The organism is Aureimonas pseudogalii (assembly GCF_014196835.1).
GTDB lineage: Bacteria > Pseudomonadota > Alphaproteobacteria > Rhizobiales > Rhizobiaceae > Aureimonas > Aureimonas pseudogalii.
Map to the genome: position 1 here is coordinate 767968 of NZ_JACIEK010000001.1, position 25696 is coordinate 793663.

Annotated in this window: 34 protein-coding genes; 10 read left to right on the forward strand and 24 right to left on the reverse strand. The window is 67.3% G+C overall.

The genetic code is table 11. The annotated features are described in order from the left end of the window. From GGR04_RS03450 to GGR04_RS03560, 23 genes are all read right to left on the reverse strand, one after another. The gene (locus GGR04_RS03450; protein ID WP_183197873.1) at positions 1-2343 is read right to left on the reverse strand and encodes a hypothetical protein; all 2343 of its coding nucleotides are present in this window, start codon (positions 2341-2343) and stop codon (positions 1-3) included. Beyond that, entirely contained in the window at positions 2344-2979 is a 636-nt protein-coding gene (locus GGR04_RS03455; protein WP_183197875.1) for a phage tail protein I, read from the reverse strand. It abuts the gene before it with no gap. After that, a complete protein-coding gene (locus tag GGR04_RS03460) occupies positions 2976-3893 on the reverse strand; it encodes a baseplate J/gp47 family protein (RefSeq protein ID WP_183197877.1) in 918 nt (305 codons plus the stop codon). Before GGR04_RS03460 ends, GGR04_RS03455 begins: the two co-directional genes overlap by 4 nt. Then, positions 3890-4279 (reverse strand): GPW/gp25 family protein, encoded by a 390-nt coding sequence (locus tag GGR04_RS03465; RefSeq protein ID WP_183197880.1) that lies wholly within the window; start codon positions 4277-4279, stop codon positions 3890-3892. Before GGR04_RS03465 ends, GGR04_RS03460 begins: the two co-directional genes overlap by 4 nt. 14 nt (positions 4280-4293) lie before the next feature. Next, positions 4294-4866, reverse strand: coding sequence for a phage baseplate assembly protein V (locus GGR04_RS03470; RefSeq protein ID WP_183197882.1), 573 nt, complete (start codon positions 4864-4866; stop codon positions 4294-4296). Beyond that, positions 4863-5657, reverse strand: a complete 795-nt coding sequence (locus GGR04_RS03475) for a hypothetical protein (protein ID WP_183197884.1) — start codon at positions 5655-5657, stop codon at positions 4863-4865. The genes GGR04_RS03470 and GGR04_RS03475 overlap by 4 nt, the downstream gene beginning before the upstream one ends. Before the next feature lie 10 nt (positions 5658-5667). Then, on the reverse strand, positions 5668-6051 hold the full coding sequence (locus GGR04_RS03480; protein WP_183197886.1) for a hypothetical protein: 384 nt from the start codon (positions 6049-6051) through the stop codon (positions 5668-5670). Between the two features lie 6 nt (positions 6052-6057). Further along, entirely contained in the window at positions 6058-6303 is a 246-nt protein-coding gene (locus GGR04_RS03485) for a hypothetical protein (RefSeq protein WP_183197888.1), read from the reverse strand. A gap of 10 nt (positions 6304-6313) precedes the next feature. Beyond that, entirely contained in the window at positions 6314-7351 is a 1038-nt protein-coding gene (locus tag GGR04_RS03490; protein WP_183197890.1) for a major capsid protein, read from the reverse strand. A 3-nt stretch (positions 7352-7354) separates the two neighbouring features. Further along, positions 7355-7750, reverse strand: a complete 396-nt coding sequence (locus tag GGR04_RS03495; RefSeq protein WP_183197892.1) for a head decoration protein — start codon at positions 7748-7750, stop codon at positions 7355-7357. Further along, complete coding sequence (locus GGR04_RS03500; protein ID WP_183197894.1) at positions 7750-8814, reverse strand: head maturation protease, ClpP-related; 1065 nt, start codon at positions 8812-8814, stop codon at positions 7750-7752. Before GGR04_RS03500 ends, GGR04_RS03495 begins: the two co-directional genes overlap by 1 nt. Before the next feature lie 7 nt (positions 8815-8821). Continuing rightward, positions 8822-9067 carry a hypothetical protein gene (locus GGR04_RS03505; RefSeq protein WP_183197896.1) on the reverse strand — a complete coding sequence of 82 codons (246 nt, stop codon included), beginning with the start codon at positions 9065-9067 and terminating at the stop codon, positions 8822-8824. Then, positions 9067-10689: a phage portal protein gene (locus GGR04_RS03510; RefSeq protein ID WP_246392657.1), complete on the reverse strand. Its 1623-nt coding sequence runs from the start codon at positions 10687-10689 to the stop codon at positions 9067-9069. Before GGR04_RS03510 ends, GGR04_RS03505 begins: the two co-directional genes overlap by 1 nt. A gap of 8 nt (positions 10690-10697) precedes the next feature. Next, the gene (locus GGR04_RS03515) at positions 10698-12674 is read right to left on the reverse strand and encodes a phage terminase large subunit family protein (RefSeq protein ID WP_183197897.1); all 1977 of its coding nucleotides are present in this window, start codon (positions 12672-12674) and stop codon (positions 10698-10700) included. Then, positions 12671-13306 carry a hypothetical protein gene (locus tag GGR04_RS03520; RefSeq protein ID WP_183197898.1) on the reverse strand — a complete coding sequence of 212 codons (636 nt, stop codon included), beginning with the start codon at positions 13304-13306 and terminating at the stop codon, positions 12671-12673. Before GGR04_RS03520 ends, GGR04_RS03515 begins: the two co-directional genes overlap by 4 nt. A gap of 264 nt (positions 13307-13570) precedes the next feature. After that, a complete protein-coding gene (locus tag GGR04_RS03525; protein ID WP_183197900.1) occupies positions 13571-14152 on the reverse strand; it encodes a hypothetical protein in 582 nt (193 codons plus the stop codon). Positions 14153-14383: 231 nt separating this feature from the next. Continuing rightward, positions 14384-15097: a transcription termination/antitermination protein NusG gene (gene nusG / locus GGR04_RS03530; protein ID WP_183197902.1), complete on the reverse strand. Its 714-nt coding sequence runs from the start codon at positions 15095-15097 to the stop codon at positions 14384-14386. Between the two features lie 277 nt (positions 15098-15374). Then, the gene (locus GGR04_RS03535) at positions 15375-17111 is read right to left on the reverse strand and encodes a phage/plasmid primase, P4 family (protein WP_183197904.1); all 1737 of its coding nucleotides are present in this window, start codon (positions 17109-17111) and stop codon (positions 15375-15377) included. 68 nt (positions 17112-17179) lie between these two features. After that, positions 17180-17770, reverse strand: coding sequence for an MT-A70 family methyltransferase (locus tag GGR04_RS03540; RefSeq protein ID WP_183197907.1), 591 nt, complete (start codon positions 17768-17770; stop codon positions 17180-17182). Then, on the reverse strand, positions 17767-19023 hold the full coding sequence (locus GGR04_RS03545; protein ID WP_183197909.1) for a DUF7146 domain-containing protein: 1257 nt from the start codon (positions 19021-19023) through the stop codon (positions 17767-17769). Before GGR04_RS03545 ends, GGR04_RS03540 begins: the two co-directional genes overlap by 4 nt. Then, positions 19020-19211 carry a hypothetical protein gene (locus tag GGR04_RS03550; RefSeq protein WP_183197911.1) on the reverse strand — a complete coding sequence of 64 codons (192 nt, stop codon included), beginning with the start codon at positions 19209-19211 and terminating at the stop codon, positions 19020-19022. The genes GGR04_RS03545 and GGR04_RS03550 overlap by 4 nt, the downstream gene beginning before the upstream one ends. Continuing rightward, a complete protein-coding gene (locus GGR04_RS03555) occupies positions 19208-19651 on the reverse strand; it encodes a phage regulatory CII family protein (protein WP_183197914.1) in 444 nt (147 codons plus the stop codon). The genes GGR04_RS03550 and GGR04_RS03555 overlap by 4 nt, the downstream gene beginning before the upstream one ends. Then, the gene (locus GGR04_RS03560) at positions 19648-19935 is read right to left on the reverse strand and encodes a hypothetical protein (RefSeq protein WP_183197916.1); all 288 of its coding nucleotides are present in this window, start codon (positions 19933-19935) and stop codon (positions 19648-19650) included. Before GGR04_RS03560 ends, GGR04_RS03555 begins: the two co-directional genes overlap by 4 nt. Here GGR04_RS03560 and GGR04_RS03565 point away from each other — a divergent pair. Further along, entirely contained in the window at positions 19927-20316 is a 390-nt protein-coding gene (locus tag GGR04_RS03565) for a helix-turn-helix transcriptional regulator (RefSeq protein ID WP_183197919.1), read from the forward strand. The genes GGR04_RS03560 and GGR04_RS03565 overlap by 9 nt on opposite strands. On the opposite strand, the gene GGR04_RS03570 is transcribed toward GGR04_RS03565, so the two are convergent. Continuing rightward, positions 20313-20537, reverse strand: a complete 225-nt coding sequence (locus GGR04_RS03570; protein ID WP_183197921.1) for a hypothetical protein — start codon at positions 20535-20537, stop codon at positions 20313-20315. The two genes, GGR04_RS03565 and GGR04_RS03570, sit on opposite strands and share 4 nt — an antisense overlap. 197 nt (positions 20538-20734) lie before the next feature. Here GGR04_RS03570 and GGR04_RS03575 point away from each other — a divergent pair, with 197 nt between their 5' ends. From GGR04_RS03575 to dnaN, 9 genes are all read left to right on the forward strand, one after another. Further along, positions 20735-21292: a hypothetical protein gene (locus GGR04_RS03575; RefSeq protein ID WP_183197923.1), complete on the forward strand. Its 558-nt coding sequence runs from the start codon at positions 20735-20737 to the stop codon at positions 21290-21292. Next, entirely contained in the window at positions 21292-21420 is a 129-nt protein-coding gene (locus GGR04_RS24230) for a hypothetical protein (RefSeq protein ID WP_281383021.1), read from the forward strand. Before GGR04_RS03575 ends, GGR04_RS24230 begins: the two co-directional genes overlap by 1 nt. Next, positions 21420-21821, forward strand: coding sequence for a hypothetical protein (locus GGR04_RS03580; protein WP_183197925.1), 402 nt, complete (start codon positions 21420-21422; stop codon positions 21819-21821). The genes GGR04_RS24230 and GGR04_RS03580 overlap by 1 nt, the downstream gene beginning before the upstream one ends. Positions 21822-21848: 27 nt before the next feature. After that, positions 21849-22142, forward strand: coding sequence for a hypothetical protein (locus GGR04_RS03585; RefSeq protein WP_183197927.1), 294 nt, complete (start codon positions 21849-21851; stop codon positions 22140-22142). Between the two features lie 65 nt (positions 22143-22207). Beyond that, positions 22208-22483 carry a hypothetical protein gene (locus GGR04_RS03590; RefSeq protein WP_246392658.1) on the forward strand — a complete coding sequence of 92 codons (276 nt, stop codon included), beginning with the start codon at positions 22208-22210 and terminating at the stop codon, positions 22481-22483. Then, positions 22480-23148 carry an HD domain-containing protein gene (locus GGR04_RS23695; protein WP_210291614.1) on the forward strand — a complete coding sequence of 223 codons (669 nt, stop codon included), beginning with the start codon at positions 22480-22482 and terminating at the stop codon, positions 23146-23148. Before GGR04_RS03590 ends, GGR04_RS23695 begins: the two co-directional genes overlap by 4 nt. 28 nt (positions 23149-23176) lie before the next feature. Further along, positions 23177-23521, forward strand: a complete 345-nt coding sequence (locus GGR04_RS03600; RefSeq protein WP_183197931.1) for a YfdP family phage-associated protein — start codon at positions 23177-23179, stop codon at positions 23519-23521. A 27-nt stretch (positions 23522-23548) separates the two neighbouring features. Then, the gene (locus tag GGR04_RS03605; RefSeq protein ID WP_183197933.1) at positions 23549-24568 is read left to right on the forward strand and encodes a DUF2303 family protein; all 1020 of its coding nucleotides are present in this window, start codon (positions 23549-23551) and stop codon (positions 24566-24568) included. 5 nt (positions 24569-24573) lie between these two features. Continuing rightward, the gene (gene dnaN / locus GGR04_RS03610; protein WP_183197934.1) at positions 24574-25695 is read left to right on the forward strand and encodes a DNA polymerase III subunit beta; all 1122 of its coding nucleotides are present in this window, start codon (positions 24574-24576) and stop codon (positions 25693-25695) included. Position 25696 lies beyond the last annotated feature (1 nt).

Below are 25696 nucleotides of genomic sequence, written 5' to 3' on the forward strand. Positions count from 1 at the left end.
TTAGAGCGCGAAGCCCGCGATGTTCTGGATGAAGAAGATGTCGGTGATCGACGTCGTGTTGCCGCCCGGCGCCAGCCGAACGAACCGCGTTCCTGCCGGCACTGTGTAGGTCGATAGCACGGCCACGTGCTCCGGTCGGTCGAGCACCGTCACCGTCGAGACGTCTGGCGCGATAAGCGTCGTGCCGATGGCGTTCGCCGCGGCCCCGGCCATGATGCGCGGGTTGAAGTTGTGGATGTCGTCGTTGAAGTCGTCGAGATAGGTCAGGGTCTGGAACGTCGTGGTGGTCAGCCCGAGGTTCAGCACCTTCGTGATCGCCTGCAGCACGTTGCCGACGCGGGCCGTCAGGACCGTCGCCTTGTCGGTCAGCTCGATCATCGGCCCGAGATCCTGCGTCGCGAGCATCGTGCAGCGCAGCTCCACCAGCGCCGGTAGCCCGGACAACGGGTTCGGATCCTTCGGCTCGAGCTTCACCCAGTCCGAATCCACCCCGTTCCCGTAGAAGGGCCGGATCTCCCATTCGAGCTTCGTGCCGCCCGGTACCCAGTTCGGATAGAACAGCCGGAACTCGGTCATGCCGCCGTCGAGCGTGATCGGCTTGAAGGCCACCACCGTGCGCGCATGGCGGAAGCGCGCCGCGTTGACCCGAAAGTTGAAGTCGAAGTCCTGGTCGCCCTGCGCCCAGGCCCCGTCCGTCAGCCGGAAGGACGTGCCGCCGGTGAACCGGTTCGCGGTCGAGCCCTGAAGCTGGTGGTTGCCCGTGGTGACGGTGAACCACGCGTAGCGCCGACCCGGCGTCAGGAACGTCATGGGGATGGCGAACTTCTTCCAGCCCGTCCCGCCGGCGGCGAGTTCGGTCGGGGTCTTCTCGGCCCAGGCCAGCACCCGCTCGACCACCGGCGCGCCGGTCGGATCGGTCTCGCAGAGCGCAAGCTTCACCCCGCCTTCCGTCCCGATCTTCGTGAACTGGATCTCGACCGAGGTCGCGATCATCGGGTTGGCGACGAGGAAGGTCTGGCCGTAGACCGAGCCGTTGAAGCCGAAGGTCTCGGTGATGTAGTCCCAGTAGGTCTCGGTCCAAGAATGGTGCTGGATCTGCTGGACGGCGAAGACCTGGTGCCCGGGAACGTAGCCGTCCGGCGTGTAGCCGTTGTCGACCACGAGACCGACCGTCTGGTAGGCCGCGCCGTTGGCGTTGAAGGACGACCCGGCATGGGCCGCCTGCCCCACCGCCGACCACTCGGCGGCGTTCTCGCAGACGTTGATCGTCGGGCCGTAGGAGACGCTCGACATGGCCACGGTGCGCTGGATCGCGGTCACGACCGAGTGCACCACCGAGGAGATGTCGCGCGTTCCACCCGAGCCGGTGTTCTCGATGCGCAGGATCTCGTCCCACGCCGGCATCATCCGCCGACCGCGGAAGTTGATCAGCGGATTGTCCTCGCCGACGACCTCCATGCGCTCGATCTTGACGTTCGAGTAGGGGAACTGGACCCCCTCGCGAACGCGGAACTGCGCGGTGTAGCCGGCGACCTGCCCGAAATCCCACTGATCCGGCACGAGGCCGGGATCGTAGAAGTCGGAGCGCGCGCCCTCGGGCACGTCGCCCTTGATGCGCAGCGCGGCGATGTCGCGGCGCATCTGGCGGATGATCTCGGGCCGCGGGACGGGAAGGCCGTTCAACTTGGCGGCGAGCGCCGCGAGATCGGTCTCCAGCGCGGAGGTGCGCCGGAACAGCGCCGACAGGTTCACCTCGATCGCGGTGACACGGCCCTCGACCTCGTAGAGCGATTTGACCCGCCACCCCTCGCCTGTGACGATCTCCTGCACGCCCGACGACTTCAGCCGTACGAAGGCGATGCAGCAGTCCGTCTCCGCGACCACCGGCTTCTGCGCCGGCGCTGGCGTGGCAAGCCCCTGCTGCACCACGATGCCGAGGCGTCGCGCCTCGACCTTCGGCACCGAGCGCACCACCGGCGTCGACACCTCGGGATCGGTGGACGTCTCGAACGCGCGATTCTCGGCCAGCGTCTCGACCGAGCCCCGCAGGATCAGCGCGACCCAGCGCTCGTCCGACGCCACGGTGGGCAGTTGCGTCAGGAGGTTCACGTCGACCGACGCGTCGAGCTCATAGACGACCCGGCCTTCGAAGTAGCGCCCGGCCGAGACGCGCACTTCCTGGCTGTTCGCCGTGGCCGAGACCGTCATCGCCGCCCAGTGTGCGGGATAGGCGATCGCGTCGTCGATCAGGCTGTCGACGGCATCGGTCGGGAACAGCGCGGCATCGTCGAAATCGCCCGGCTCGGCGATCTCGGCCTCGTTGAACAGGACGCGCTTGCTCATTCAGAGCCTCTTTCGATGGAGGTAGCCGCCGAGCAGGAAGGTGCCGTCGAGCGGGAAGCCGTCGTCGATCGTGACGGGGCGGCGGTGTCCGTAGTTCACGGAGATCAGGGTTTCCGGCGCCTTCGCGACGACGATGGCGCGCTCGACGCGGCGAAGCGGGGTCTGATCCAGGGTTCGCAGGCCGGCCCGCGCGATCGCGGATCGGCCGATGATCATCGCGTTGGCCGGGCGCCGGAGTGGCACGCGGACCAGAAGGTGCGCCGTGAACGGCTGGTGCCCGATGGGCTGGAGGCCGAGCGCCGAGCGCCCGATCACGAAGCGACGCGGGTAGGACACCCGCTCGATCACCTCGGCATCGACGTAGGGCAGGAACACCGCGATCGCCGCGCGCGTGCCCTTCAACGCCGCCAGGTGCAGCGCCTCGTCCACCATCCGCCGCTTGCGCGCTTCCGACCAGTCGTCGAACCAGAGATCGACGCTCTCGTGGGCCGCGAGGAACGGCAAATACTCGACACGCGTCCGGCTCGGGTCGAGCAGCTCGACGAGCGGCACGGGCAGCGTGTCGGACAGGGCCTTCGCCAGTGCGCGCTCAAACGGTCCTGCCTCGCGGTAGAGGATGTCGCGTGCGTTCGTCACGGCCGCACCACAACGGTCACCGTCAGGCTCGTCATGACCGGCACCGTGTAAGGGTCGGGCGCGATCGAGACCGGCGCGAGGTCGCGCACCTTGATGACGTTCGGCCCGTAGGCGACACCGGGCAGGAACCCGGCAGGGATCTCCGCCTTGATCAGCGTGCGCGCCGCAGTCGCGCCCGTGACCCGCTCAATGACGTCCGCCTCGACGAGGGCCGCGTCGGGGCCGTTCGGGATCTCCACCAGCAGCCTTGCGGCATACTCGGCACGCCGGGCCACGATCACCGAAACGCTGACCGCCTCCGGCTGCACGTCGGCGGCGAGGCATGCGGCGGACACCGCGCGGCGCTCTTCCGAGGTGGGCAGACGCCCGCCGGGCCCAATGATCACCACGTCGGTGTCGCCGCGCCGACCATGCACCGCACGACCGTTCACGCGCGCGTCGCCCATCTGCGGCCACGCCGTGAACGCGGCGAAGAGGTAGGCGCCCTCCGAGCCCGCCGAGGGCCGATCGAAGGACAGCAGGTAGCGGCGTAGCAGCGCGTCGTCGCCCTCCATCACCGCCGGCGCGTTCACTGTCGCCGGCAGCAGCACGAGGCGCTGGACGTTCTGACGCGCGACGAGCGCGTCGAGGTTGGTGCCCTTGGCCGTCGTCGCGAACAGGGCGCGCAGCGCGTCGTTCACCCGCTGGCGGTCACCGACCCGCAGATAGGTCGAGGCGCGACCGACAACCGCCACCGGGTTCGCCTCGAGCTCGCCGATCGTGAAGGCCGGCAGCGTCGCGTCGCGGGCCCGCTCCTCGTCCCATGCGGCAAGGAAGCGGGCGATGAAGGCGGCGCGCAGCTGCGCCGGCGTGAAGGTCTCGATCGCGCCCGGCAGCGGCACGCGGGTGAGATCGATCGTGGTCGGCGTGCTCATGTCGTGATCCGCGGTGTGCGGCCGAACCAGAGGCCGAGGGTCTGGACGCTCTCGACCGTGTCGTCGCCGAGATGGGCGTTCGGGCGGAAGTCCACTTCGATCGCGAACGCCGCCTGGCCTTGGCGAATGGCATCGACGGTACCGCCGGGGATGATGCGCCGAACTCGGAAGCGAGGCTCCCAGAGGTCGATCGCCGCCGCCATCAGCAGCATGAAGGTGGCGAACAGGCGCGGCGTCAGCTTGCGGCCGAGCAGTTCGAGGAGACCGGCGCCGAACTCGCGCAGCAGCACATGCTCCCCGACCTGCGAGAAGAACAGGATCTTGACCGACTGCACAGCGCTCTCGTAGTTGGAGATCCTCGCGCCGGTGCGTCGGTCGAAATCCATGACGCCTCCTCGGGCTATGCGGGTGGATCGGTCAGCGCGCCGCCGCGGGCGACGCCGCCGTGACGATGCGACGAGCCGATGTTCTTCTCGTCGTGGGTGATCGCGCCGCCGGTCGTCGCGACGCCGTCGCCGGAGACCGTGTGGCCGACACCGCCGACCCGGGTCGTGACGCCGTCACTGGAGATCGTGTGGGTGAGCCCCCCAGCCGAGATGGTCAGCTTGCCGCCGGCCACCTCGATCCGCACGCCGGCGTCTTCGAAGACGTTCGCGTCCATGTTCTCGTTCGGGCTCTTGTGCCCATCCGAATAGCCGCCGCGTAGCAGGAAGCCCTGCTGCGGGTCGCCGGTCGGGCTCATCAGCCCGACGATCTGCCCGACCTTCAGCGGCACGCTCGTCTTGCCGGTCTCCGGATGCGGCAGCCACGGCGACAGGTAGGGGTTTCCCTCGCCATCCTTGCCGAGCTGCAGCCGGTAGCCCTTCGCCTTGTCGACCTTGGACACGGTGCCGGGGCGAAGCAGGTTCGAGACGATGGTGCGAAGCGACTCGATCTCGGCGCGCAGTTCGGCGAGATCGTGGTCGTAGCTCACGGTGCGACCTGCCGCACGTCATGCTCCACGGCCGTCAGAGCCGGTGTCGAACGGTCCTCATCCTGTTCGACCGGACCGAGGCCAATGGCGAGAAGCGCCGCGCGCGTCATGCCGTATCGGCGCTGGTGCGCCTTCCAGTCGAGATCGACGTCGCCGCCGACCACCTGCCGTAGCTTGGCGGCGAAGACACGGTTGTCGGGATCTTCGCTGGCGGCGAGCGCCGTGAGAAACTGACCGATCGGCGCCGCCGGGTCGATCGGTTCCCCGCGGGCCGGATCGTTCACGAGATCGACCCAAATCCGAGCCTGATGCCCTGCCAGGCGTTGCCCGTCGGTTGAGGTGCGCTTGGAACCGACCTCGATCTTGATGATGCGGTTCGCCAATCCGCGCCAGATCTCGCCCCAGGGATTGTCGGGGTCCATCAGTGCGTCGCAGACTTGCCGATGCAGCAGGCCCAACGTGAACTCGAACCCGCGGTCGGATGCGGGGACGCCGATCGCAAGGACCGATTCCCCGAGATCGTTCGTCTGCGTCATCGCCACCGAGATCCCGGCCTCGATGACGAGAACGCACACGCCGTTCTCGAGCAAGCCGCGACCCGAGATAGACTCGGCGACGCCCTCGTCCGTGAAGACGGAGACGAAGGGCTTGTCCTCTTCGGTCCGCAGCTCGCCGTTGGCCTGGATGTCGAGGGCGCCGTTCGGACTGTCGAGAACGTTCGTCCCAACGTCCGTCCGCCCCTTGATGGCCTCGACGGCGGCGATGCGCAGGGCGATGCGAGCAATGCTCATGTGGCCTCCATCAGACTTCGCCGAGGATCAGAACGAGGCGGGTGTCGCCGCGATCATCGATGCGCAGGATCTCGAACCAGGGCTTGCCCCGCCGGCTGACGGCGCGGATACGATCGCCGAGCCGCACGCCGGTGGCCGGGTACGCCGCGAGATCGATGTGCAGTTCGGCCTTCCCCGACGCGATCCGCGTCCGCCAGTCCTGCGCCGTCCCGCCGGTGAGGTTCCCCTCCTCGCCCCCGCCGGTGCGCAGCACCGCCATGATGCTGGAAGGAGGCTTCGCCGGATCCGCACGCCCCTTGGTGAGAAAGGCGATCTCGACCGGCTCGGCGAACGCGCGGTCGACGGCCGCACTGACCTCGGCACGGACATCGCCGTGGGCCCCGCGGATAGGCATGGCGGGTCAGCCTTCGGGCTGCAGCGCCGCGAGGATCTCGGCCTTGGTCGCCGACGGGCTCACCTCGACGCCGCGCTTCGTCGCCGTCGCGAGCAGCTGATCCTTCGACATCTCGGCAAGGGTCAGCACGCGCTTCGGCTTGCCGCTCTCGTCGACGTTCACGATCGTATGGGTGCCGGCGCTGACGGCGTCCTGCGCCGGCCCAAAGCGCATCGTCTCGATCTTGCCCGACTCGTTGTTTCTGACCTGCATCGAACGATCCTCAGTTGCTGGAGGTGAGGCGGACGAGAAGCCCGGGACGCTTCACGAGGGGCAGCGGGTTCGACTGCGAGTGCAGCTTCACGTACCGCTGGAACTCCGGATCGACCGCCTGGCGGACGTAGATCTGCTCGCCGAACGTGTTGACCGTGTCCATGAAGTCCGCCGGCGCCCAGTACGTCGTGAACGTGTCGGTCGTGCCAATCGGGAAGGCGATGGCCTCGCCGGCGGGAACGAAGCGGCGGTTCGCGTAGGTGCCGTCTTCCTGCAGGTACTGCGCCGAGCCCCGGTATTCCTCGATCGTCAGACCGTGGAAGGGGAACCCGCGACGCACGTCCTGGCGCAGCGGATTGTTCTGCCCGTCGTAGTACTTGTAGATCTCCTCGACGCTCTTGTGGCCGATGAACTTCTCGAACCACTCCGGCGACGCCAGCACGTGAATGCCGGTCATCACCTCGCCCATGAGGTTGTCTTCCATGTAGGCGACCACCGAGCGGGCCTTCGCCTTGACGTTCGTCGCTTCCGTGCCGAGCGTGAAGTCGACGGACTTCTGCGTCACGCCGAAGGCGGTGAACAGGTTCAGCAGCGACGAGCCGTCACTGTCGAGGATCTCGCCGCGCAGCGCCCCCATCCGCATGTGCTCGATCGTGATGGCGTGCTTGCGCCGCATCACCGCTTCCTTGCGGGTCACGACCGACATGACGGCCTCGAGGACCTGGTCGGCAGCGGTGCGGGCGATGATGTTCTGGACGTCGTCCGCCCGCACGAAGTCGTCGTGAGGGATGTGGAAGGCGCCGAACTGACGAACGCCGCGCTTCTCGGGCATGCCGAGCGAGGACGGCGCGCCGCGCTCGCGTGTCGGCAGGAGGTTCAGCGTGCCGTTCGAGAACTGCACGGCGACGCTGGTCGTGGCGATCGGCTCATCGACGAACAGTCCGAGCTCGCGGATCCTGCCGTAATCGTTCGGGACGATGTTAATGGCCTGCGTCAGCGACGTCGACGAGAACACCGAGTTGCCGAAGATGTCGAGAATGGGGTTCATCGATCAGGCTCCTTCGCGCGCAAGGATCGGCGGGTTGAGCGCACGAAGCGCGTTCTGGACGGCGAGCCGTTCGGCGGGCGTGTCGACGTCGGCGCCGTAGAGCAGCCCCTGCATGACCACGATGGCCTCGCGGGCGACGATCACGGCGGGGGCGTCCGCACCGGTCGCGTCGACCGTGTTGAGGAGGATGCCCTTGGCGACCTGGCTGCCGTCGGTGGCGGCGACGGTCACCGGCTTGAACTTGCCGGTGGCGGTGACCTGCCCGAGGACGGTTCCGGTCTGCACCTTGCCGGCGCCGGAAGCGACGATCACCTCCTCGTAGGAGAAGCCGCTGACGTGGCTGACGGCCTTCAGCCAGTCGCTGGGGTACCGGCCTTCGAGAATGACGGGGTTGGGCATCAGACGGGCTCCTTGCCGAGCTGCTTGCGCATGGTGGCGACGAGCGACGGTGCGCCATTGCCGGGGGTGAAGCGGGCGGTGGGCTGACCGCTGAGACCGTCACCGTTGAGCCGGCGGTTCTGATGCTCGGTGGCGTCGTTGGCGGGCGTGTCGCCGGCAGCGGTCGTCTTGCCCGACACCGCCAGCGTCGCCTTGGCCTCGTCCACCGTCTTGCCGGTGGCGTACAAGTGCTCGGCGAGCGGCTCACGGCCCGCGGTCTCCGGCAGCGCCATGATCGCAGCGCGCCGTTCGCGATCGGCGGTCACCGCGGCGGTTGCAGACGTGCTCATCGTCGCCTTCAGGGTCTCGAGTTCGGCGGACAATGCGTCCGCCCGTTCCTTCTCCGTCATGGAGGTCTCCTTCGTTGGGCTGGGGCCGGTGGCCTGCGGGGCGGGGCGCGTTTCGGCGTCGGGGAGACGCCAGTCCTTCTTCTTCGCCATGGCGACGAGCCGGCGCGGCGCATTGGCGAAGACGCGGTAGTCGAAGGCGGCCACCGGCTCGGCCTTGCGTTCGGTGGTCTCGTCGGCGAAGCCGGCGGCCACGGCCTGCTCCGGCGTGAACCAGGTCTCGGCCTTCATGATCTCGCGGCATTCGTCGACCGACTTGCCCGACTTGTCCGCGTAGACGCGGGCGTAGGCCGTGGCGAGCGCCTCGAGACCGGCGATCGTCTTCGTGTGCTCGTCCGACGTCCCGAACGTGAAGCCGCTGGGATCGTGGATCATCATCACGGCGCCGGCGGACATGGTGACGGTTGCACCCGCCATCGCGATCAGCGACGCCGCCGACATGGCGACACCCTCGACCACGACATCGGTGACGCCGCGGCGTGCGGAGAGCACGGCATGGATCGCCGCGCCCTCGTAGGCGATCCCGCCGGGTGAGTTGACGTGAACGGTCAGGTCCGAGCCCGGGTCGATCTGCGACAGCGCGGACACCACGTCGGCGGAGGTGAAGCCGTCTTCGTAGTAGTACTCGCCGACATAGCCGGACAGCCGAAGCACGCCGTCTTCCAGAATGGCTGCCATGGGAACCTCAGTAGGGACGCGTCATCCGCCCGCTCATCGCGAAGCGGGTTCGGGCCGGTTTCTCGCCGCGCGAGATCGCGCATTGGCGAAGGGCTTCGTTCAGAGCCTTGGTCACCTCACCGAGCGATGCGCCCGCGAACCGGGTCATGTCCGACCCGAACCGCGCTTCGGTAATCATCTCGCCCGACAGGAGAGCCATCTCGACCTGCCGAAGCTTGGCGGCGCGCTCGCACCAGTCGATCATCTCAGCCATCACGTGCTCTTCTTCACTCGAACGGGCTCGATGTCCGGCTGAGGCGCGTTCGCGCCGGCGCCGCCCATCGTCCGCCCGAAGGGGTGCGGGATCTTCCGCCGGTCGAGGACCGTGATCTCGCGCTCGATCTGCGCGGCCGTCTCTTCCCAGTCGCGGCCGAGAAGCCCGGCCTCGTCGGACAGCGACGACAAGCCGAGCTCGAGACGGGTCTGGGCGGCGCGGGCGCTCTTCTGATCGTCCGCCGTCGGCTGTGCCGGGCCCTGCCATTCCGCCCAGACCACCTTCTGCCGGTGCGTCTTGAAGGCCTGATATCCGCCCTTCAATGGGATCCGACCTTCGGCGATGCTCTCCTCAAGCCAAGCCTCGTAGATCGCCTGCGCGAAGGGCGCCGCGATCCGCTCCCGGCGACGCGTGACGATGGGCCAGATCGAGGAGATGCCCATCCGGACCGACGAATACGTGGCGTCCGAATAGTCGAGGGCGAAGCTCTCGAAGGTGATGCCGATCCGGCGTGCCATCTCGCGCTGCAGGTTCTGCGAGAACGGCAGGTACTGCGACCCCGGCGTTGCCGCCGTGTGCATCTTGAACTCTTCGCCCGGGCCAAGGTGATTGACCTGCGCCGGATTCGACATGGACAAGCCCTTGTCCTTCAACGCTCCGATCCGCATCCCCCAGACGTCGATCAGATCCTGCGCCGTTTCCTTCGCGCCGTCGTAGCCGGACAGATCGTCGCCCAGCGTCTGGATGGCCTGGAACGCGATCTCGCTTGGCTCCGGGCTCTTGATCGTCGCCGCGAAGATCGTCTGTAGCAGCGCGGTCGCCAACGTCGCGTCGGCCAGCTGGTCGGACTGCGCGACCACCTTCAGGATGGGCGCGAAGACCGAGATGCCGCGAGGGCTCCCCGGGTTGTCGCCGCGGTCCATGACGTGGATCACGTCGCGCGCGGCGATGACGGCATCGACGTCGAGCCCGCCTTCCCGGCGCCGGAAACGGTACTGCTGGGGTCGCCCACGAGCGTCGTGGTAGATCCCCTGATCCAGCCCCTCGTACTCGCGGGTGGTTCGCGGCAGCCGATGGGGCGCCACGAGAGAAACCTTGGTTCCCGTCTGGATGCCGTAGGCACGGCGACCCAAAGGGGTCAGGAAGTCGAGAACACCGAACGCCTCGCCGTAGACGAGGTGGTAGCGAACCACGGCGTCGAGCATCTCGGGCACGGTCGACTTGCCCGCGAGATCGCATTCCGCCGGGGTCCACGCCCACCGGCGCCATTCCGCTTCGACGAGGCGGCACCATGCGGACCGCTCTTCCTCGCTGTAGCGCAGGCCCGTGAGATCGGGACGGGCGTTCAGCTTCAGCTCGGTCCCGATCGTGTCGGACACCACCTGATCGGCAGCTCCCGCGAGCCAGCCGGAGTTGTGCACGAAGTCCAGCGCCAGGGCGGAGGCGCGCTCGGCCGCCTCCCAGACGTCGATGCGAGCGTCGCGAGTGACCGCCTGACGCATCGCCAGGATGCGAGAGGGGTCGTTTCGCAGATATTTCGCCGTGGGCCGCGCCGCCGGAACAGGAGCTGCCATCGTGGCGGTGCCCGCCTTGACGCGCATCCTTGGCTTCACGTCGCTCATATCAGGCCTCAGCTATAGCCCCTCCAGCGCGGTCGCGAGGGCGGGGTCAGTTTGGCGACCGGCTGTGCTGCGGTCTGAAGGTCGGTGACGGGCGTCTCCTGCGGCACCGCGGCGGGCGGCAGGGCGAACAACCCGTCCTCGAAGTCGAACTGCTGGTCTTTCGCCGGCGTGTCGCGCTCGGCCTCGAGGCGATCCCAAATCGCGTCGGGCATGCCGCGAATGCCGTAATGGATGGCCGCGGCCTCGGCCTGCAGATGCGCGTCGAGCATCTCGTTCGGCACCGTGGGCTCCTTCACCCACTCGTAGACCGTGAACCCCAGCTTGTTTTGCTTTGCCCGCCGGCTCTCCGACGTGAGCTGGCGATAAAACTCGTCCTCCATCCCGGTCGGAAGCCCTACGAAACCGCGGGCCAGCGGGTCGTCGCGGACGATGTTGCGATAGAGCCCCATCTTCAGGACCGAGGTCGCGAAATTGTAGAATCGCTTGGAGTAGCGCAGCGTCTTGCCCGTGCGGCTCTTCTCCTTCTTCACCATGGCGATCAGCGGGGCCGTCTCCGACCCGACGCCGCGCACCATGATGACCTGGCTCGATGGCTTGCCCTTCACCCAGGACCAGACGTCCTCGGTGTAGGCGTTGCCGTCGATCGCCACGCGATCCGGCTTGATCTTGTTGCCCGCCGCGTTCCCCCACCGCTGCTCGATCAGCGCGTTCAGGCGCGTCTGGCAGCGCTCCTCCGAAATGTGCCCCTGGATGACGCCGGCATCGACGATCCAGCGCCTGTAATCACGGCCCCAGACCACCGCCTGCCATTCGACGCGGTCGCCCTGGCAGTCGATGCCCATCGTCAGGAGCAGCCCGCCGGCGGGGATCGAACCCCGCTGGTAGAACGACACCGCACCGCGATCCCGCAACGTCTCCCAAGGCGGGGCCTCGCCGAGCGTCTTGTAGGCGCGGCCGACCGTGTCGTTGAAGAAGACCTGCTCCTTCGACGGCACGCCCTTGGCCGCGAGATACTCCCGCGCGATCTGCTCGAACGGTTGCAGGTGCGAGTAGGCCGACCAGAGATCGAACGATCGATGGTAGCGTCGGGCACCGGGGTTGTTCGCCCGCCACTCGCCGCGCGGCAGGATCGCGCCGCGATGATGCTCGTGGATCTCGCAGCCGCATTCGACGCAGGTGAAGTGCGCCACTTCCGGCTGCGCCTCGTCGAGCACCGCCAGCATGTTCTCCCACTCGAGCGCCTGCATGTGCTCGCAGTGAGGGCACGGAATGTAGAACTCCTCTTGGCTGCCGTCGTCGAAGCTCGCCGAGATGCGGCAGCCCGGGTCGATCAGCGGCGTCGAGATCTTGAAGATCTTGGCGTCCGAGCGACCGCGGGACCGGCTGTTCGCCTGCGTCTCCGGGTCGCCCGCCAGGTTCATCTCCCACTTCGACAGATCGTCCTGGACCTGCCGCTTCATCGTCACCTGGGACAGCGACGCCGGCGAGTTCGCGCCGGAGATCAGGATCGACCCACGTCCGTCGGCGCGCTCCTTGTAGAGCACCGAGTCCGACCCGTCGCGCGAGCGCATCGGGAACATCGCGGCCAGCGACGCCGTGCCTCTCAGCATCGGCGCCAGCTTCATTCTCGACCAGCGCACGGCGTTGTCGGCGGTCGGATGCACGAACATGAAGCTGCCCGGATCCATGTCCACCGAGCCGCCTGTAAAGACGTTCGCCAGCACCGTGCCGCCGATCTGCGCCGACTTGCGGAGCGTCACGATCCGGCACGGATCGTCCGGCGACAGCGCCCGCAGGATCTCGCTGAAATACGGGAACAGGGTCGGGTTGTAGGGCCCGTGGAACTTGGACTCCTGCTCGCTGAAGACGATGTTGTCGATCGCCCAAGCGAGATAATCGACCGGCGGCGGCGGGCTCCAGATCTCGGCGAGCACCTCTTCGGCGACCCGCTGGGCGTTGGCGGTCTGCACCACGAGCTGCGTCATGCCGCGGCGTCCTCGTTCGTCGTGACGATCGTCTCCATCGTCTCCGGCATTCCGGCAGCGTCGCGCCGGTGTCGCTTCGAGATGTCCTCGCGGGCCGCCCGGAAGCGAAGCCGCAGCGTGTGCTCGACGTCGCGCGCCGGTACGCCGAACTGGCCGGCGACGTCGGCGGCCATCTCCGCAAGCGACCCTTCGAACGCCTGCAACATGGAGGCCGCGAGACGGCCCATGGCCTGGCGCATCTCGTCGGTCTCGGTGAAGCGGCCCTTCCGGGCCTCTTCCTCTTCGGCCGACTTCCGGTTCGCGAACTGCGAGGCTCGCAGCTTCTCCCGCTTGATCTGCTCCTCGATCGAGTCGGGTCGGGGCGCAGCCGGTGCCGCAGGCTCGGGCGGAGGCGCCTCACCCAGCCGCGTCATCAGCCCGTTGCCGAAGGCCTGGCCGATGTCGCGTTTGGCGTTGATCTGCCGCTTGGCGATATCGACCCGGATCCGCGCCAGCCGGCCTTCGCCGACCAGCGCCTCCGGCCCGATCTTGCCCTCAGAGATCATCTGCGAGATGCGCGCGGCGCTCACGCCGATCAGCGCGGCGAAGGCACCCTTCGGCATGACCGCGTCGGGCGACATGGTCTCCGACATGGACCGATCCCGTGATTGTTCACAAAAACAGCGACTTAAATCGCCGTAAGCCGTCCTAAAGGTTGCTCTTTAGGCTTCCGAAACGCCGTTAGACTGGCGAGAACCCGGGCGTTTCCCGCCCGCGGGCGCTGCGGGGACCTTGGTACGGTCCCTGACCGGGGGGGGGTGTCACATATGGGTCACACCATCGATGCGGTGTCACCGAAATGTCACGCCTGCCGAGGTGGTCTGGGTCGAGGGCGACCGGGCGCCCGGCCGTCGAGGTCAGGTCACCACGCCCTTCGTGATGCGGCCGATCTCGTGGGCGATGCGCCTGGGTAGGACGTTCGCGACCGCGCCGGTAAAGGCGTCGGCGGTTGCCCCCTTCACCATCTCGGCAGGAATCACCACGCCGCTCTTCGAACGCTCAATGGGCAGGCGTGAGCCGCTGGAACGGTAGAACGCGTGCCCACCGGCAATGAGTTTGGTTCGACCTTCCGGCCAGGCGCCGCCGCTCAGAAAGGTCTGCGCGAACACGGCGCGCTGGCCGAAGGGCTTGGCCGAGACACCCGCATCGGTCTCGCGCGGCTCAAAATACTTCAGACTGACGTCGCCGCCGCTCGACTCGATCCGATACTCCAGACGTTCCCAGCCCGATCGGCGCACCCTGACGGCGCGAACAATGATGCTTTTCCGCAGGCCCGTCTGTTTTGCCAGCGCGGTGTTGACCTTGCCCTTGGCAGAGTCGCCCGTGCGGTTGATCGCACGGTTCAGCACCTTCCGGCTTTCATCGTTGCCGAGCGCCCGGATCGCCTCCGAGAACCGCTCCAAGCCGCGGATGGAGCCCCATCGAAGTTCGATGAACATCCGCTCCTCCAAAGCTGCAGCCATCACAGCTGCGGGATCATGGCAGCCTCCCGAGCGAATGGTGATGAGCGCTCAAGGGAACGCTTGCCCTAACCCCAGATACGAAAAAGGCCCGCTTGCGCGAGCCCATAATTCCCTATCCTCGAAGATCGCCTCTCGCGTCTTCCGGGTGCGCCCTGCTGTCCACCCCTTGGGGTTCAGCTAGGATCGACGCATCGACCGTGATCCTTGTTAAGCGAACAGCTTTAGGTTTGCAACATCGATTTTAATCGGATGAAGCGCACCGCAGATATTCGGAATGACCTTGGCTGAGTGCTTGCCGAAGTAGTCATCGAAAACGAAGGTCACGCCGCGAAGCGGACCATCCTTCACCGTGACCGTGTCGCCGGGCTGAAAGCGTACGCCCTCCTCTTCCAGTGTGCCAACCACACCCGCCGCTTCGATCGCACGGAAGGCATCGACAATCCCGGCGGCGATCGGCACGTAGCGCGAGCGCTCCGGTGCCGACAGGTCGTCCATCCGACGGCCGAGCACCGAGTGGACGCCGTCCACCTGCCGCAGATCGTAGAACGACGGCGAGTCCACCGACAGGCCAGCGAACAGGTAACCCGTCAGCAGCGGGAAGCTGACAGCTGTCTTTGTGCGCTTGTGGCGACGCCACATGTGCTTCACCCCGCGTGGCAGGTGCGCCTGGAAGCCGCGTGCCAACAAGCCTGCGGTCACCCGCTCCTCACAACGCGGGTTCGTCTTCACCACGAACCATACCGTCTCGCCGCCTTGCTCGACGAGGCGCGGCTTCGCATAAGGCGCGACCCATGTCTCGCCGCGCTCTAGCCAAGCCGCCTGCTCCGCCAGCGTCGGAAACGAAGCCTTCATACCGAATTTCGCCTTTTCCTGAATGATTTCAATGGTTTCGGACGCTAGAGAGGCAACCGCTTTGGTCATTTTGCTTGCGTCCCTCTTAAAACGATCAATGATTTCAGTAAGTTCGGACGCTAGAGAGGCTAGGGAAGCAAGGTTTCCGCATACACATGGCGAGATCAGAGCAAGAGGCTTCGCCTCGCTGTTGATCCCACGCGCACACGTGATGCGGAAACCTTGCGTCCCCAGCCTCCCTAGCGTCCGAAGCCGTTGTTTCCGTTCGCCCTTTTGCGAGGGACGCAAGCGTTTCGCGATGGGGCTTGCGTCCCTAGCGTCCCCAAATCGGACCAAAGCGATCGCGTCAGTCACGGGGCGAGAACCCCCGGTCGTCGGGCGTGCCGGTGGTTGGACCGCCGCGGAAGCGTTCCTTGATCTGGATGCCACGGTAGACCGTTGCCCCACCCGTCTTCGATTTCGAGAACTGCGTCATGCGCCCGTCAGGCGCCTTGAAGGTGCGCCGCGTGAGCTCCGGCAGTCGCCGGTTGAACGTCGCTTGATGCAGCGGGTAGAGCCCTTCCTGCCGGCAGAAGATGACGTAGGCGTCGTGCAGCGCTCCCGGACCCTCGTGATGCGCCGGCTCGCCGGTCACCTCGCAGGCTCCCCGAATGTACGCGCCCATCGAGTCGCTTTCCTCGCGGTGCTCCTGCACGGCCGCCCGCACGCTGTCCGGCGGTTCGAGCCCGCCCAAGGTCAGGAACTCCAGCGCCCCGGCGATCATCCAGGCGAGCACGCCGTCGCGCTCGAGCAGCAGCTTGCGAGTGAGGTGCTTGTCGCGATCCGCCTCCGGGATCTGCACCGGCCATTCCACGAAGTGGAGCCGGCGCCAGATGCCGTCGTCGTCGTTTTTGATCCGCGGCTTGTGATTGCCGATGATGACGAACTTCGCCTGGACACGGATCTCGACGAACTCCTCGCGCATCTTGCGCACCGGCAGCCGGTCGCCGCCCGTCAGCGTCTTGATCAGTCCCTCCTTCACCGAAACCCCTTCGTCGCCCTCGCTGGCGATACAGAGGTTGGCGCCATTGAGCCGCACGAGGTCGGGAGTGGCCGAGGCTCCGTCGCGCTTGGCGTCACCCGTGAACGTGTCGATCGACAGGGTGACCGCGAGGTCCGAGAGGATGGCCGAGATCAGGTCGGCATAGGTCGATTTGCCGTTCGCGCCGATGCCGTACCAGAAGCCGATCATCTGCTCGGACGTCAGCTTCGTCAGGCAGTAGCCGGCATGACGCTGCAGGTAGGATCGTTGCTGGATCGCGGGTTGCACGGTCTGCATGAAGGTGTGGAACGTCGGCGCCATACGCTTCGAACCGGCGGCGAAGAAGTCGAGATCGTAAAGCCGGTCACCGGGCTCCAGCGGAACACCGTCGGGCCCGCAAGCCGTCGCCTCGCAGAGCTTGGTGATCCAGTCCTCGCGCCGATGCGGGTCGAGCCGCGCCCGCCAGACGAAGCGCGGCTCTTCCGGGTCGCTTTCCTCGTCCTCGATGCGCACGAAGCGCAGCGTTCCGTTCCGGCAGTTCAGAGCCAGCGGGTCGGCGTTCATGTCGTCGAGCCGACGCTTGAGGTGTGGAGACGCCTCGCCGAGCATGTTGTCCATCTTCGCTGAACCAGCGGTGGAGCGCGCATGCGAAGCGCGCCGATCACGGCGCTTGTCGAGGCGCTCGGTCAGCCGGTCGCGTTCGCGGATTGCGGCCTTCGCCGCAGCGATGCGGCCAGCATCCTCACTCTTCGTCGCATCGGCGAGCCCCGCTTCGGCCTCGTCTCCGGCCTCGACGATCAGCGCCTCGGCATCCGTCAGCCGGATCTCCTGGCATTCGAAGACGATCGCCTCGGCGGTGCGCTGCGCCAGCGGGCGGATCACCGAGCCGTCGTCGTCCTCACGCCAGCGCAGGCCGTCATAGCCGTGCCAGCCGATCTTCGCGATGTGCAGGACGTCCGGTCCGAAACGGTGAATGAAGCGTCGCCCGTTGCCGATATCGGTCTCTGGCTCGCTGGCGCAGATCGCCAGCAGCGAGACCGTCTCGTTCAGCTTATCCTGCATGCGATCCCCCGGCGTCGCGCCGTCGTCGGTTGGTCTGGAAGGGGCACCGGGGCCCATGCTGGAGGCGGTCATGCCGCCGCCACGGCCGGAAACTTCTCGGCCTCGTTCCCGAAGCCGTCCCATCCGGGTCGGCGCTGGCGGGAGAAGATGTCGGCACGTCGCCCGACGGGCACGAGCGTCTCGATCAGCTGGAAGAACTCTTCGGGCTTGCGGCTATGCTCGCGTGCCAGCCCGTCGATCGCCGCGTCGCTGAGCGTCTCGATCAGGTTCGGCACCTTGCCCCGGGCAAAGCTGCCGCCCTTCAGCCGACCGATCAGGAACGGCTCGCAGACCGAGCGCAGCACGAAGCCCGTGCCCCAGCGCAGCTTGCCGTTGACCGTCCGCTTCGCCCAGACGCCGCCCGTCACCGGTGGCACGCCCCAGCCGCGCATGATCGTCGCCTGCGCCTCGATCAGCGGCCAGGTGCCCCACATGATCAGCATGCCGCCGGGCGCCAGAAGATCGCCGACCGGCATCGCGGCGATGTCGGCCATCGACATGGTCACGTACTGCGCCTCGGGACTCTTCTCGAGGCCTTTGTCGGAATACGCCTTCCACGGCCACGGCGGGTCGATCACCACGACATCGTAGGAGAACAGGGGAAGACCGAAGTCGATCATGCCGTCTCCAGTTCGCGGCTTGGCTTGTATTCGCCCCAGTCGGAGCCGGCGGGGGCGAACATCGAGAGGACGGTGCGGCCGTCGCGGGCGTGCCGGGCAACGCCGCGGCGCAGTGCGGCGCGGGTCATCACGACCTCGCTGTCGCCATCGCCGAGCAGCACGAGCTCGACGATATGGTCGGGCACCGGCAGACAGATCGCGTCGAGGTCCGGCTCGAAACCGGGCACCATCAGCGGACGCGTCGCGCCGCCCTTGATCGTCCGCCGCAGCGTCGGGTGCCGGATGCGGCTGGTGACGAGCGCCTTGCCGCAGAGGTTTCCGAGATCGCCGGCGGCGCAGTAGAATGTGTCGGCCCGGTGCCCGTCGAAGGCAGCGAAGCCCAGCGCGGTCTCGATCCCCTCGCCCGCCACCATCCGCGTCGACGTGCCCAGGCGACCGATCACCGGGATCAGACCGCCGGCCTTCGAGCCCTGCATCTTTTTCGTTGCCAGCGACTCGCCGGTCTCGGGATCGCGCAAGGCGGGCCGGAACTTGGGCGCGGCGTCGAGATCAATCCAGGTGCGGTGCAGACCGATCATCCGCCATTGCCCGTCCTCGGGCCGCACGAACGGTGCGACCATCGCAGGGCCGGTGTGGATCAAACGCGAAGGGCCCCGCTCGAGCTTATGGAAGAACCCGAGGCGCGGATGGGTACGCAGGTAGGAGTTCTCAACGGCCGTAATGTCGAGGCCGCGCGCCGAGAGATACCGACGGGCGTCGTCGTGCTGCTCGTCGCGCAGGCCGAAACTGTCGGCGAAGGTCTCGCGGCACCGCGCCATCTCCCTCGCCCGATATTCGTTCTCGCCGGCCTCACGCTTCGCGTCGGCGGCGGCCGCCACCCGGCGCTGCTCGGCGATGCGGGCCTCGGCGGCGCGCAGGCGCTCCCGGCGCTCGCGGTCGTCGCCGTCGGCGCGGTCGGGCCGTTCCTGTCCGATCAAGATCTCGCAGGCGTCAAGGAAGTCCTGCCCCGTCAGATGCTGCGCAAGAGCGATCGCGTCACCGCCGCCGAAGCCGCGGCAGTTGAAGACGCCCTTGGCCGGCGCAATCGAGAACCGATCCTTGCCACCGCAGGCCGGGCACGGCCCAACATACTCGCCGCCGGTCCGGCGCAAGCGCGACAGGCTGTAGCCGCAGCGCTCGAACGCCTGCTCGACGCGCACGGCTTTGGCCTCCGCGACGAACGCGTCCATTTCGGGCGAGCGGTCGCGAGTCATCGACGCCCCGCCGCCGAGCCGACCAGACCCTGAAGCGGCGTCGGCTTGGAGTTCAGGTCCAGCTTCAGGATCTCAGACAGCGCGTCCTCGCAGGCCGCGTCGTGGGAATGCCGCTCCAACGCAGCGCGCGCGATGCGCAGCGCCTTCTGCAAAGCGATGATGCGAGCCTTGTCGGACTTCGTGCTCAAAGCCCGCTCTCCACGGCTTCGAGGATCTCGGAAAAGACGGCGATCGCGTCGCGGATCTCGCGAGCGGTACGCTGGCGATCGGCCGAGCAGAAGCGGCCGTCGGCGAAGGCCTCGGCGAGCGCGGTGATGGCTTCGGCGCTTTCCTTCGCCAACGGAGCTACGTCGGCGAGGCCAACGGCGCGGCGCAGGCGATCCGGGTCGGCGTTATGTCGTTCGACGCCCCAGGCAGAGACGACCGGTCGCTGCGCATGACGCTCAAGAGCGATCACGTCGTCGAGCGGCATGTACCGGTCGGGTACGTTTGGATTCGCGTAAGAGCGGATCAGGGAGGCGCTCTTGCCGTCGAGCAGGATCTTGCAGGCCTCGGAGCCACCGCAGGCGTCAATCAGCGCATGCGTGGTCGATTTGATCGCGAGGAGGTCGGGGGGAAGCTTGCTCATCGCGCGCCGCCGTGTGCCGCATGTGCTGCAACCGGCACAGGACATTCCGTCGCACCTGCGCCATTCTCCATGTCATTGCTGAAGCCCCAAAGCTTCGGCGGCGCGGATAGCTCACATTCGGAAAGTACCGCAACGTGCGTGAAATAGAACCGCGACGGAATTCGTTCGCGGATACGCCAGTTACCAACGGTCTGCATGCTCACGCCGAACAGCTTTGCCGCCTGCGCGAGCCCGCCAAGACGGGAGATAAGGTCCGAAACGGTGAGGACGGGTTCTTGAGCCATAGCCTGATATACACGCAGCGTGTGCACTCGGCAACGGATAAGACGTTGGTGGATTCACGCGGCGTGTACACGCATCATGGGCGAATGAAGCGGACCCATGACACTGACATTCGAGCCATCGGCCAGCGACTGATCCAGACGCGGGCCGCGCTTGGCATGTCACAAGCCGATTTCGCCCGTTTTCTCGACTTCTCGACGGCTGCCCTATCGAATTACGAGACTGGCCTGCGCAGACCCAACCTCGATCAGGCATTCGTCATTGTCAGACGGACAGGCGTGACCCTCGACTGGATCTACTTCGGTGATCGATCAGGCTTGCCTCTTAGGCTCGCCGAAAAGATACCGAACGAAGCTGATGAGTTTGCAGAGCGGACAGGCTAAGACGCTTCACCGTTTTCGAAGTTCGATACCAAGCGAAGAGCACGGCTCTCCCAGCGACCAACGTCGTCGCCAATGAAGCGCGATACCAATTCGCGGGCGTGCGCCAAAATTTTCAATGCCTCCTCTTCGCTTTCAGGCAGTTGCGCAACGATCTGCACGGCTTGCCGACGAAGCCAACGATCATGCTCCTTGCTCGCCTCGGTTCGCTTGCCATCACGCATCCGACCACCCGATGTTCTCATTTCGTTCACTCAGAGATAGAGGATCAAAAACCTAAAGACGAGTCGGTTTTTTCAGAATTAAATCCTAGTGTGGATAACCCGCTAAGAGTGCTGGGTTCACGCAGCGTGAATATCGTCTTGCAGATGATCACGCTGCGTGTATATTCGCTCCCATCCCCACCGGATCGGAGCTTCCCATGCCTCCCCTCACCCCCGATTCGCCCGGCGGCAACGCGGGCGCACCGCTCCCCGACCGCCTGGCCCCGCAAACGGCCGGTGACCTCTCCACGTCGCCCGCCCGCCTCGTCATGGACAGACCTCCCTCGGCGACCGGCGCAGCGACGCTCTATTCCGATTACCTCGCCTTCTGCGAGGGCGAGGGAATCACCCCCATCTCCCTTGCCGATTGGCCGGTCACCGTCGCAGCGGCGGCGACGGAGCGAGCACCCCTGCCCGGCGGGCTCCTCCATACGTTCGCCGGCGAGCACCGGATCCCCGTCCGCAAGCTGGACCAGAACTTCGCAGAGCTAGAGCCCCTCCCCTCGTTCTCCGAACGCCACCTCGAACACGGCCGATCCATATTCGGCACCGTCCCGCTCTCCCCCGAAATGGAGGAGCGCATGCGCGAGGAGGAGCGCAACGCCGGCGCACCGCTCGCCGCCGCAGCGATCATCATCCTCATGACCTGCGTCGGCTTCGCGTCGGGCGTCATCGCCGGCCCCGCCGTGCGCCAGCTGCTCGCGATGGTGCTCTGATGCGCGCCTACTTCGCTGCCTTCGCCGAGCTCGCCGCCATCGCCCTCTTCATCGCCGGCATGGGCGCCGCCGGCCTCGCCATCGCCAGCAACGACCGCACGCCGGTCGCCTTCGCCGAGGTGCAGTGATGGCCTTCATCAACGCCGCACCCACGAAGGGTCGCGTCACCCTCACTATCAGCGAGCGCTGCCCCATTGAGGGCCGCATCGAACCGCGCGCCTCCATCGAGATGCCGATCGACGCTGCAGAACTGTTCATCGTCGAACTGCAACTCGCGACTGGGAACGCTCGACGCCAGCATCGCGAACTGACGATCGCTCGGCGCGTCGAAGTGGAGCGGGAGCTCGAAGCCGCACGCTTGTACGTCAACCAGCTCGAGACACAGCTGACTGACAGCGCCGTGTCGGTCGAAGCGCCGTCACACACGACGGGCCGCGATGCCACGCCTTCGATGGCACCACCCAGCCCACCCGCGAACCGGAACACGACTGCGAAGCCGTCGCCGCCGCCTTTCTCGCGCCGCTTCTGACGCGCCGCGCCCCTTAAGGAGAACCGCATGTCCCTAGCCGCTGAGATCGTCGCCCGCGCACAGGCGCGCGCCGAAAGCTTCAAAGCCGAACAGGCCCACCTGGCGCTCCGGCTGCGCACCAACCTCGCGCCCACCAAGCCCGTCACCACGCCCGACGCGGTCGCTCGCCGACTGGCGCGCGACATGGTCAACCTCGTCGCCCTGAAAGAGAGCGTCGACCACGACGACCTCGCCGCCCTCGGCTGGTCCGCCGCTGCCATCCGCGAGCACGGCGAAGCCGCCCGCGCCATCGCCTTCGCTGAACGGGAGCGCGAGGTCTGATGGTCCGCGTTACCTTCGAACTTTTGCCCGGCGGCGATGCAAGCCGGGCCCGAACGATTGGCATCATGGAGGTGGCGAACATCGCCACTCGCCTCGACGGAACGGCCTACTACGTCGTGGCCCTGAAGAAGACGCCGCCGTTCAAGGGGGCGCTCGACTTGGCCTGGAATAAGGGCCGCGTCTCGGCAGACGACCGCATCATCAATCAGGTGATCGCGGGCGACGATGAGCAGCTGGTGACAGCCCTTGTCGAGGGCCATCACCGCACGCAGCGCGGCGTCTACGACCTCCTCTATCGCGCACTCGTCGCCTGCGGTCTTCATACGAGGAACGCAGCGTGAGCGCCTGGATGCAGACCGCCACGGGCCGCGACTTCGTCCTGCGCACGCCGCACGTCGAGCCGGGCCACCTCTTCACCGAGATCGCACCGGCCCTCGCGCGCATCCCGCGCTTTAACGGCCACACGGTCGAGGCCTACTCGGTCGCGCAGCATTCCGTGCTCTGCGCCGAGGCGGCCGAGGACGAGACGGGCGACTTGGAACTCGCCGCCTACTGCCTCCTGCACGACGCGCACGAGGCCTATGTCGGCGACATCACCCGGCCGGTGATCGCCGCCCTCGCCGAACAGCTCGCCGATGGTGTCGATCCGACGACTGCCCGTCTCGTTGGCCAGTCCCGCGCGCAGCACTTCCACAACTCGCTGCACCGCGTGAAGGCCGGGATCGACACCGAGATCGCCTACGCCGCCGGCTTGGACATCGACGGCCTGATGCGGCACCGCGCCACCGTCATGGCGATCGACCTTCGCGCCCTCCGCACCGAGCGCGACGACCTGATGCTCGACGGCTCGCGCCGCTGGGAAGGCGGCGTCGAGGGCGCCGTGCGCCTTCCCGTCCGCACCGGGCGCATTCGCCCGCTCTCCGAGACGCAAGCCCTCGCCGCCTTCGCCGAAGCGCTCCAGCGCCTCTGCCCCTCCACCGCCGCCGCCAACCCTGCGCGCTGGTAGCCCGCCGCTTTTCTCAGGAGTCGCCCGCGTGAAGAAGATCCGCGATGCCACCGTCGTTCTTGGCATGCTGGAGGACGGCCAGTTCGCCTCCGACCTGTCGGAGTCGATCCGCGCCACGCTCGACGCGCTGAACGAGCGCGCGGGCACCAAGGGCAAGGCCAAGGGCTCGATCGCCGTGAAGCTAGACCTCGTCGTCTCCAACGGCATGGTCACGATCGACTGCACCCTCGACGCCAAGACGCCGAAGCCCGAGCGCGGATCGACCGTGCTCTTCGTCACCGACGACGGCAGCCTGTCCACCGAGCACCCCAAGCAGATGACGATGTTCCCGCGCGACGCCGATGAACGGCGCCGCGTCGGCGACGACGACTGACCCTTCCCCCACCGAAAGGAGGCCGTCATGGCCGAGACCACGCAGACCACCGCCGCCACGTTGACGGCGGCCCCGATCACCGATCTCAGGATCGACGGCAGCGCCGTCGACATGCTCGCCGCGCTCGGCTCCAAGGCGACCGGCGTCGAGATCACGATCGTCGACTACGACACCGGCATCCCCGGCCTGCCCGACCAGTTCCCGGTCGGCGTCGTCCACGGCGACGAGCCCCGGCTCGTCAGCGTCAAGGCGTTCGCCGACGAGTGGCGCACCCATCCGCCCTTCCGCATCGGCCAGGCGCGTGCGCTGACGCTCGAGAGCTTCATCGCCTTGGTGAACCGCCAGAAGGAGGCCGACAGCGCCATCTTCTGCGACAGCGACTGGCGCAAGCCCGCGATGACGGCAGTGATCGACTACCACGCCAGCGACGACGATCGCGACGCCACCGAGATCGGCGCCGGCAAGCACCGCGTCCACTACGCCTTCCCGCTCTCGGAGGAGTGGAAGGGCTGGATCAAGGGCGACGGCGTGCCGATGTCGCAGCAGGACTTCGCCGAGATGATCGAGGACCGGATCGGCGACCTCGTGGCGCCCGAGGACGCCTGGGCGGCGCGCGCCGAGCGCGACTTCCAGACCCGCATCGCCAACCCCGCGCAGATGCTGACGCTCTCGCGGGGGCTGGAGGTGAACGTCGAGGCGCGGGTGAAGGAGAGCAAGGTTCTCCAGTCCGGCGAGGGCTCGCTGGTCTTCGAGGAGACGCACAAGGATTCGTCGGGCGCGGCGATCAAGGTGCCCGGCCTCTTCATGCTGCGCATCGCGCCCTTTTTCATGGGCGACCCCGTCGAGATCCCGGTGCGGCTGCGCTACCGCGTCCGCGCCGGCGCGATCATCTGGATCTACCAGATCTACCGGCCCGACCAGTCGATCACCGAGGCGGTGCGCGCCGCGATGCAGGACGTGCGCGCCAAGACCGAGCTTCCGGTCTTCGAGGGCGCGCCGGAAATGCTGGCCGACGGCAAGCCCGTCACCGGCTTCACGGGAGCCTGACGCCGATGGCCGTCGACTTCACCGTCCCCCACGACACCTTCCGCAAGCTGGTCTCGCGTACGCTGAAGGTGGTCGAGCGGCGGAACACGATCCCGATCCTCGCCAACGTGCTGGTGGCGGTGGAGGACGACGGCCGCCTCTCGGTCGAGGGCACCGACCTCGACCTCTCGATCCGCGCCACGGCGCCGGCCCACACCGCCACCGTGCGCAAGGCCGGCGCCACCACCGTGCCCGCGGCGCTGCTCTCCTCCATCCTCGCCAAGGTGAAGGGCGAGGTGCGCTTCCACTCCGACGAGCGCCACGCCGCGCTCACCTGCGGGCGCGCCGAGTTCCGGCTGAACGAACTGCCGGTGGCCGACTTCCCCGAGTTCGCCAGCGAAGAGATGCCACACGGCTTCACGCTGGGGCCGGCGCACCTGAAGCGCATCGTCGCCGACGTCGCCTTCGCGATCTCGACCGAGGAGACGCGCTACTATCTCAACGGCATCCTGCTGGAGCGAGGTCCGGAGGGCGAACTCGTCGCCGTCGCCACCGACGGGCACCGGCTGTCCAAGCTCGTGCAGCGCCTCGCCGAGCCCGTGGCCGAGATGCCGCGCATCATCGTGCCCCGCAAGACCGTCGGGCTCTTCGGCGACATCGCCGAGGCCTGCGACGGCGACGAGGCCGTCGAGGTGCGCTTCTCCGAGGGACGGCTGGAGTTCGAGGCGCCCGGCCTGCGGCTGCGCTCGAAGCTGATCGACGGCACCTTCCCCGACTACAACCGCGTCATCCCCTCCGGCAACGAGCACCTCGCTCGTTTCGAGCCGACCGCGCTCGCCGCGGCGGTGGATCGGGTCGCCACCGTCTCGAGCGAGCGCGGTCGCGCCGTGAAGTTCGCCTTCGACGACGGCGTGCTGCGGCTCACCGTGCTCTCGCCCGACGCCGGCTCCGGCGAGGACGAGATCGCCGTCGAGAACGGCCCGGCCGAGATGGAGATCGGCTTCAACGCCAAATACGTCCTCGACGCACTCGCGACCTTCGCCGTGCCCGTGTTGCAGCTCGCGCTCCACGACCCCGGCAGCCCCGCGCTCTTCCAGATCCCCGACGACCCGAGCCGCCTCGTGGTCCTCATGCCGATGAGGGTTTGAC

Excerpts from the sequence above, each read along its gene's own strand:
- GGR04_RS03570 (WP_183197921.1), bottom strand. The coding sequence starts at position 20,537 with ATGCGTGATGGCAAGCGAACCGAGGCGAGCAAGGAGCATGATCGTTGG.
- GGR04_RS03490 (WP_183197890.1), bottom strand. The coding sequence starts at position 7,351 with ATGAACCCCATTCTCGACATCTTCGGCAACTCGGTGTTCTCGTCGACG.
- nusG (WP_183197902.1), bottom strand. The coding sequence starts at position 15,097 with ATGACCAAAGCGGTTGCCTCTCTAGCGTCCGAAACCATTGAAATCATT.
- GGR04_RS03460 (WP_183197877.1), bottom strand. The coding sequence starts at position 3,893 with ATGAGCACGCCGACCACGATCGATCTCACCCGCGTGCCGCTGCCGGGC.
- GGR04_RS24230 (WP_281383021.1), top strand. The coding sequence starts at position 21,292 with ATGCGCGCCTACTTCGCTGCCTTCGCCGAGCTCGCCGCCATCGCCCTC.
- GGR04_RS03590 (WP_246392658.1), top strand. The coding sequence starts at position 22,208 with ATGGAGGTGGCGAACATCGCCACTCGCCTCGACGGAACGGCCTACTAC.
- GGR04_RS03580 (WP_183197925.1), top strand. The coding sequence starts at position 21,420 with ATGGCCTTCATCAACGCCGCACCCACGAAGGGTCGCGTCACCCTCACT.
- GGR04_RS03560 (WP_183197916.1), bottom strand. The coding sequence starts at position 19,935 with ATGGCTCAAGAACCCGTCCTCACCGTTTCGGACCTTATCTCCCGTCTT.
- GGR04_RS03480 (WP_183197886.1), bottom strand. The coding sequence starts at position 6,051 with ATGCCTATCCGCGGGGCCCACGGCGATGTCCGTGCCGAGGTCAGTGCG.
- GGR04_RS03540 (WP_183197907.1), bottom strand. The coding sequence starts at position 17,770 with ATGATCGACTTCGGTCTTCCCCTGTTCTCCTACGATGTCGTGGTGATC.
- GGR04_RS03555 (WP_183197914.1), bottom strand. The coding sequence starts at position 19,651 with ATGAGCAAGCTTCCCCCCGACCTCCTCGCGATCAAATCGACCACGCAT.
- GGR04_RS03585 (WP_183197927.1), top strand. The coding sequence starts at position 21,849 with ATGTCCCTAGCCGCTGAGATCGTCGCCCGCGCACAGGCGCGCGCCGAA.
- GGR04_RS03510 (WP_246392657.1), bottom strand. The coding sequence starts at position 10,689 with ATGAGCGACGTGAAGCCAAGGATGCGCGTCAAGGCGGGCACCGCCACG.
- GGR04_RS03450 (WP_183197873.1), bottom strand. The coding sequence starts at position 2,343 with ATGAGCAAGCGCGTCCTGTTCAACGAGGCCGAGATCGCCGAGCCGGGC.
- GGR04_RS03485 (WP_183197888.1), bottom strand. The coding sequence starts at position 6,303 with ATGCAGGTCAGAAACAACGAGTCGGGCAAGATCGAGACGATGCGCTTT.
- GGR04_RS03500 (WP_183197894.1), bottom strand. The coding sequence starts at position 8,814 with ATGGCAGCCATTCTGGAAGACGGCGTGCTTCGGCTGTCCGGCTATGTC.
- GGR04_RS03525 (WP_183197900.1), bottom strand. The coding sequence starts at position 14,152 with ATGTTCATCGAACTTCGATGGGGCTCCATCCGCGGCTTGGAGCGGTTC.
- GGR04_RS03475 (WP_183197884.1), bottom strand. The coding sequence starts at position 5,657 with ATGAGCATTGCTCGCATCGCCCTGCGCATCGCCGCCGTCGAGGCCATC.
- GGR04_RS03535 (WP_183197904.1), bottom strand. The coding sequence starts at position 17,111 with ATGCAGGATAAGCTGAACGAGACGGTCTCGCTGCTGGCGATCTGCGCC.
- GGR04_RS03515 (WP_183197897.1), bottom strand. The coding sequence starts at position 12,674 with ATGACGCAGCTCGTGGTGCAGACCGCCAACGCCCAGCGGGTCGCCGAA.
- dnaN (WP_183197934.1), top strand. The coding sequence starts at position 24,574 with ATGGCCGTCGACTTCACCGTCCCCCACGACACCTTCCGCAAGCTGGTC.
- GGR04_RS03505 (WP_183197896.1), bottom strand. The coding sequence starts at position 9,067 with ATGGCTGAGATGATCGACTGGTGCGAGCGCGCCGCCAAGCTTCGGCAG.
- GGR04_RS03545 (WP_183197909.1), bottom strand. The coding sequence starts at position 19,023 with ATGACTCGCGACCGCTCGCCCGAAATGGACGCGTTCGTCGCGGAGGCC.
- GGR04_RS03520 (WP_183197898.1), bottom strand. The coding sequence starts at position 13,306 with ATGTCGGAGACCATGTCGCCCGACGCGGTCATGCCGAAGGGTGCCTTC.
- GGR04_RS03575 (WP_183197923.1), top strand. The coding sequence starts at position 20,735 with ATGCCTCCCCTCACCCCCGATTCGCCCGGCGGCAACGCGGGCGCACCG.
- GGR04_RS03495 (WP_183197892.1), bottom strand. The coding sequence starts at position 7,750 with ATGCCCAACCCCGTCATTCTCGAAGGCCGGTACCCCAGCGACTGGCTG.
- GGR04_RS03605 (WP_183197933.1), top strand. The coding sequence starts at position 23,549 with ATGGCCGAGACCACGCAGACCACCGCCGCCACGTTGACGGCGGCCCCG.
- GGR04_RS03465 (WP_183197880.1), bottom strand. The coding sequence starts at position 4,279 with ATGGATTTCGACCGACGCACCGGCGCGAGGATCTCCAACTACGAGAGC.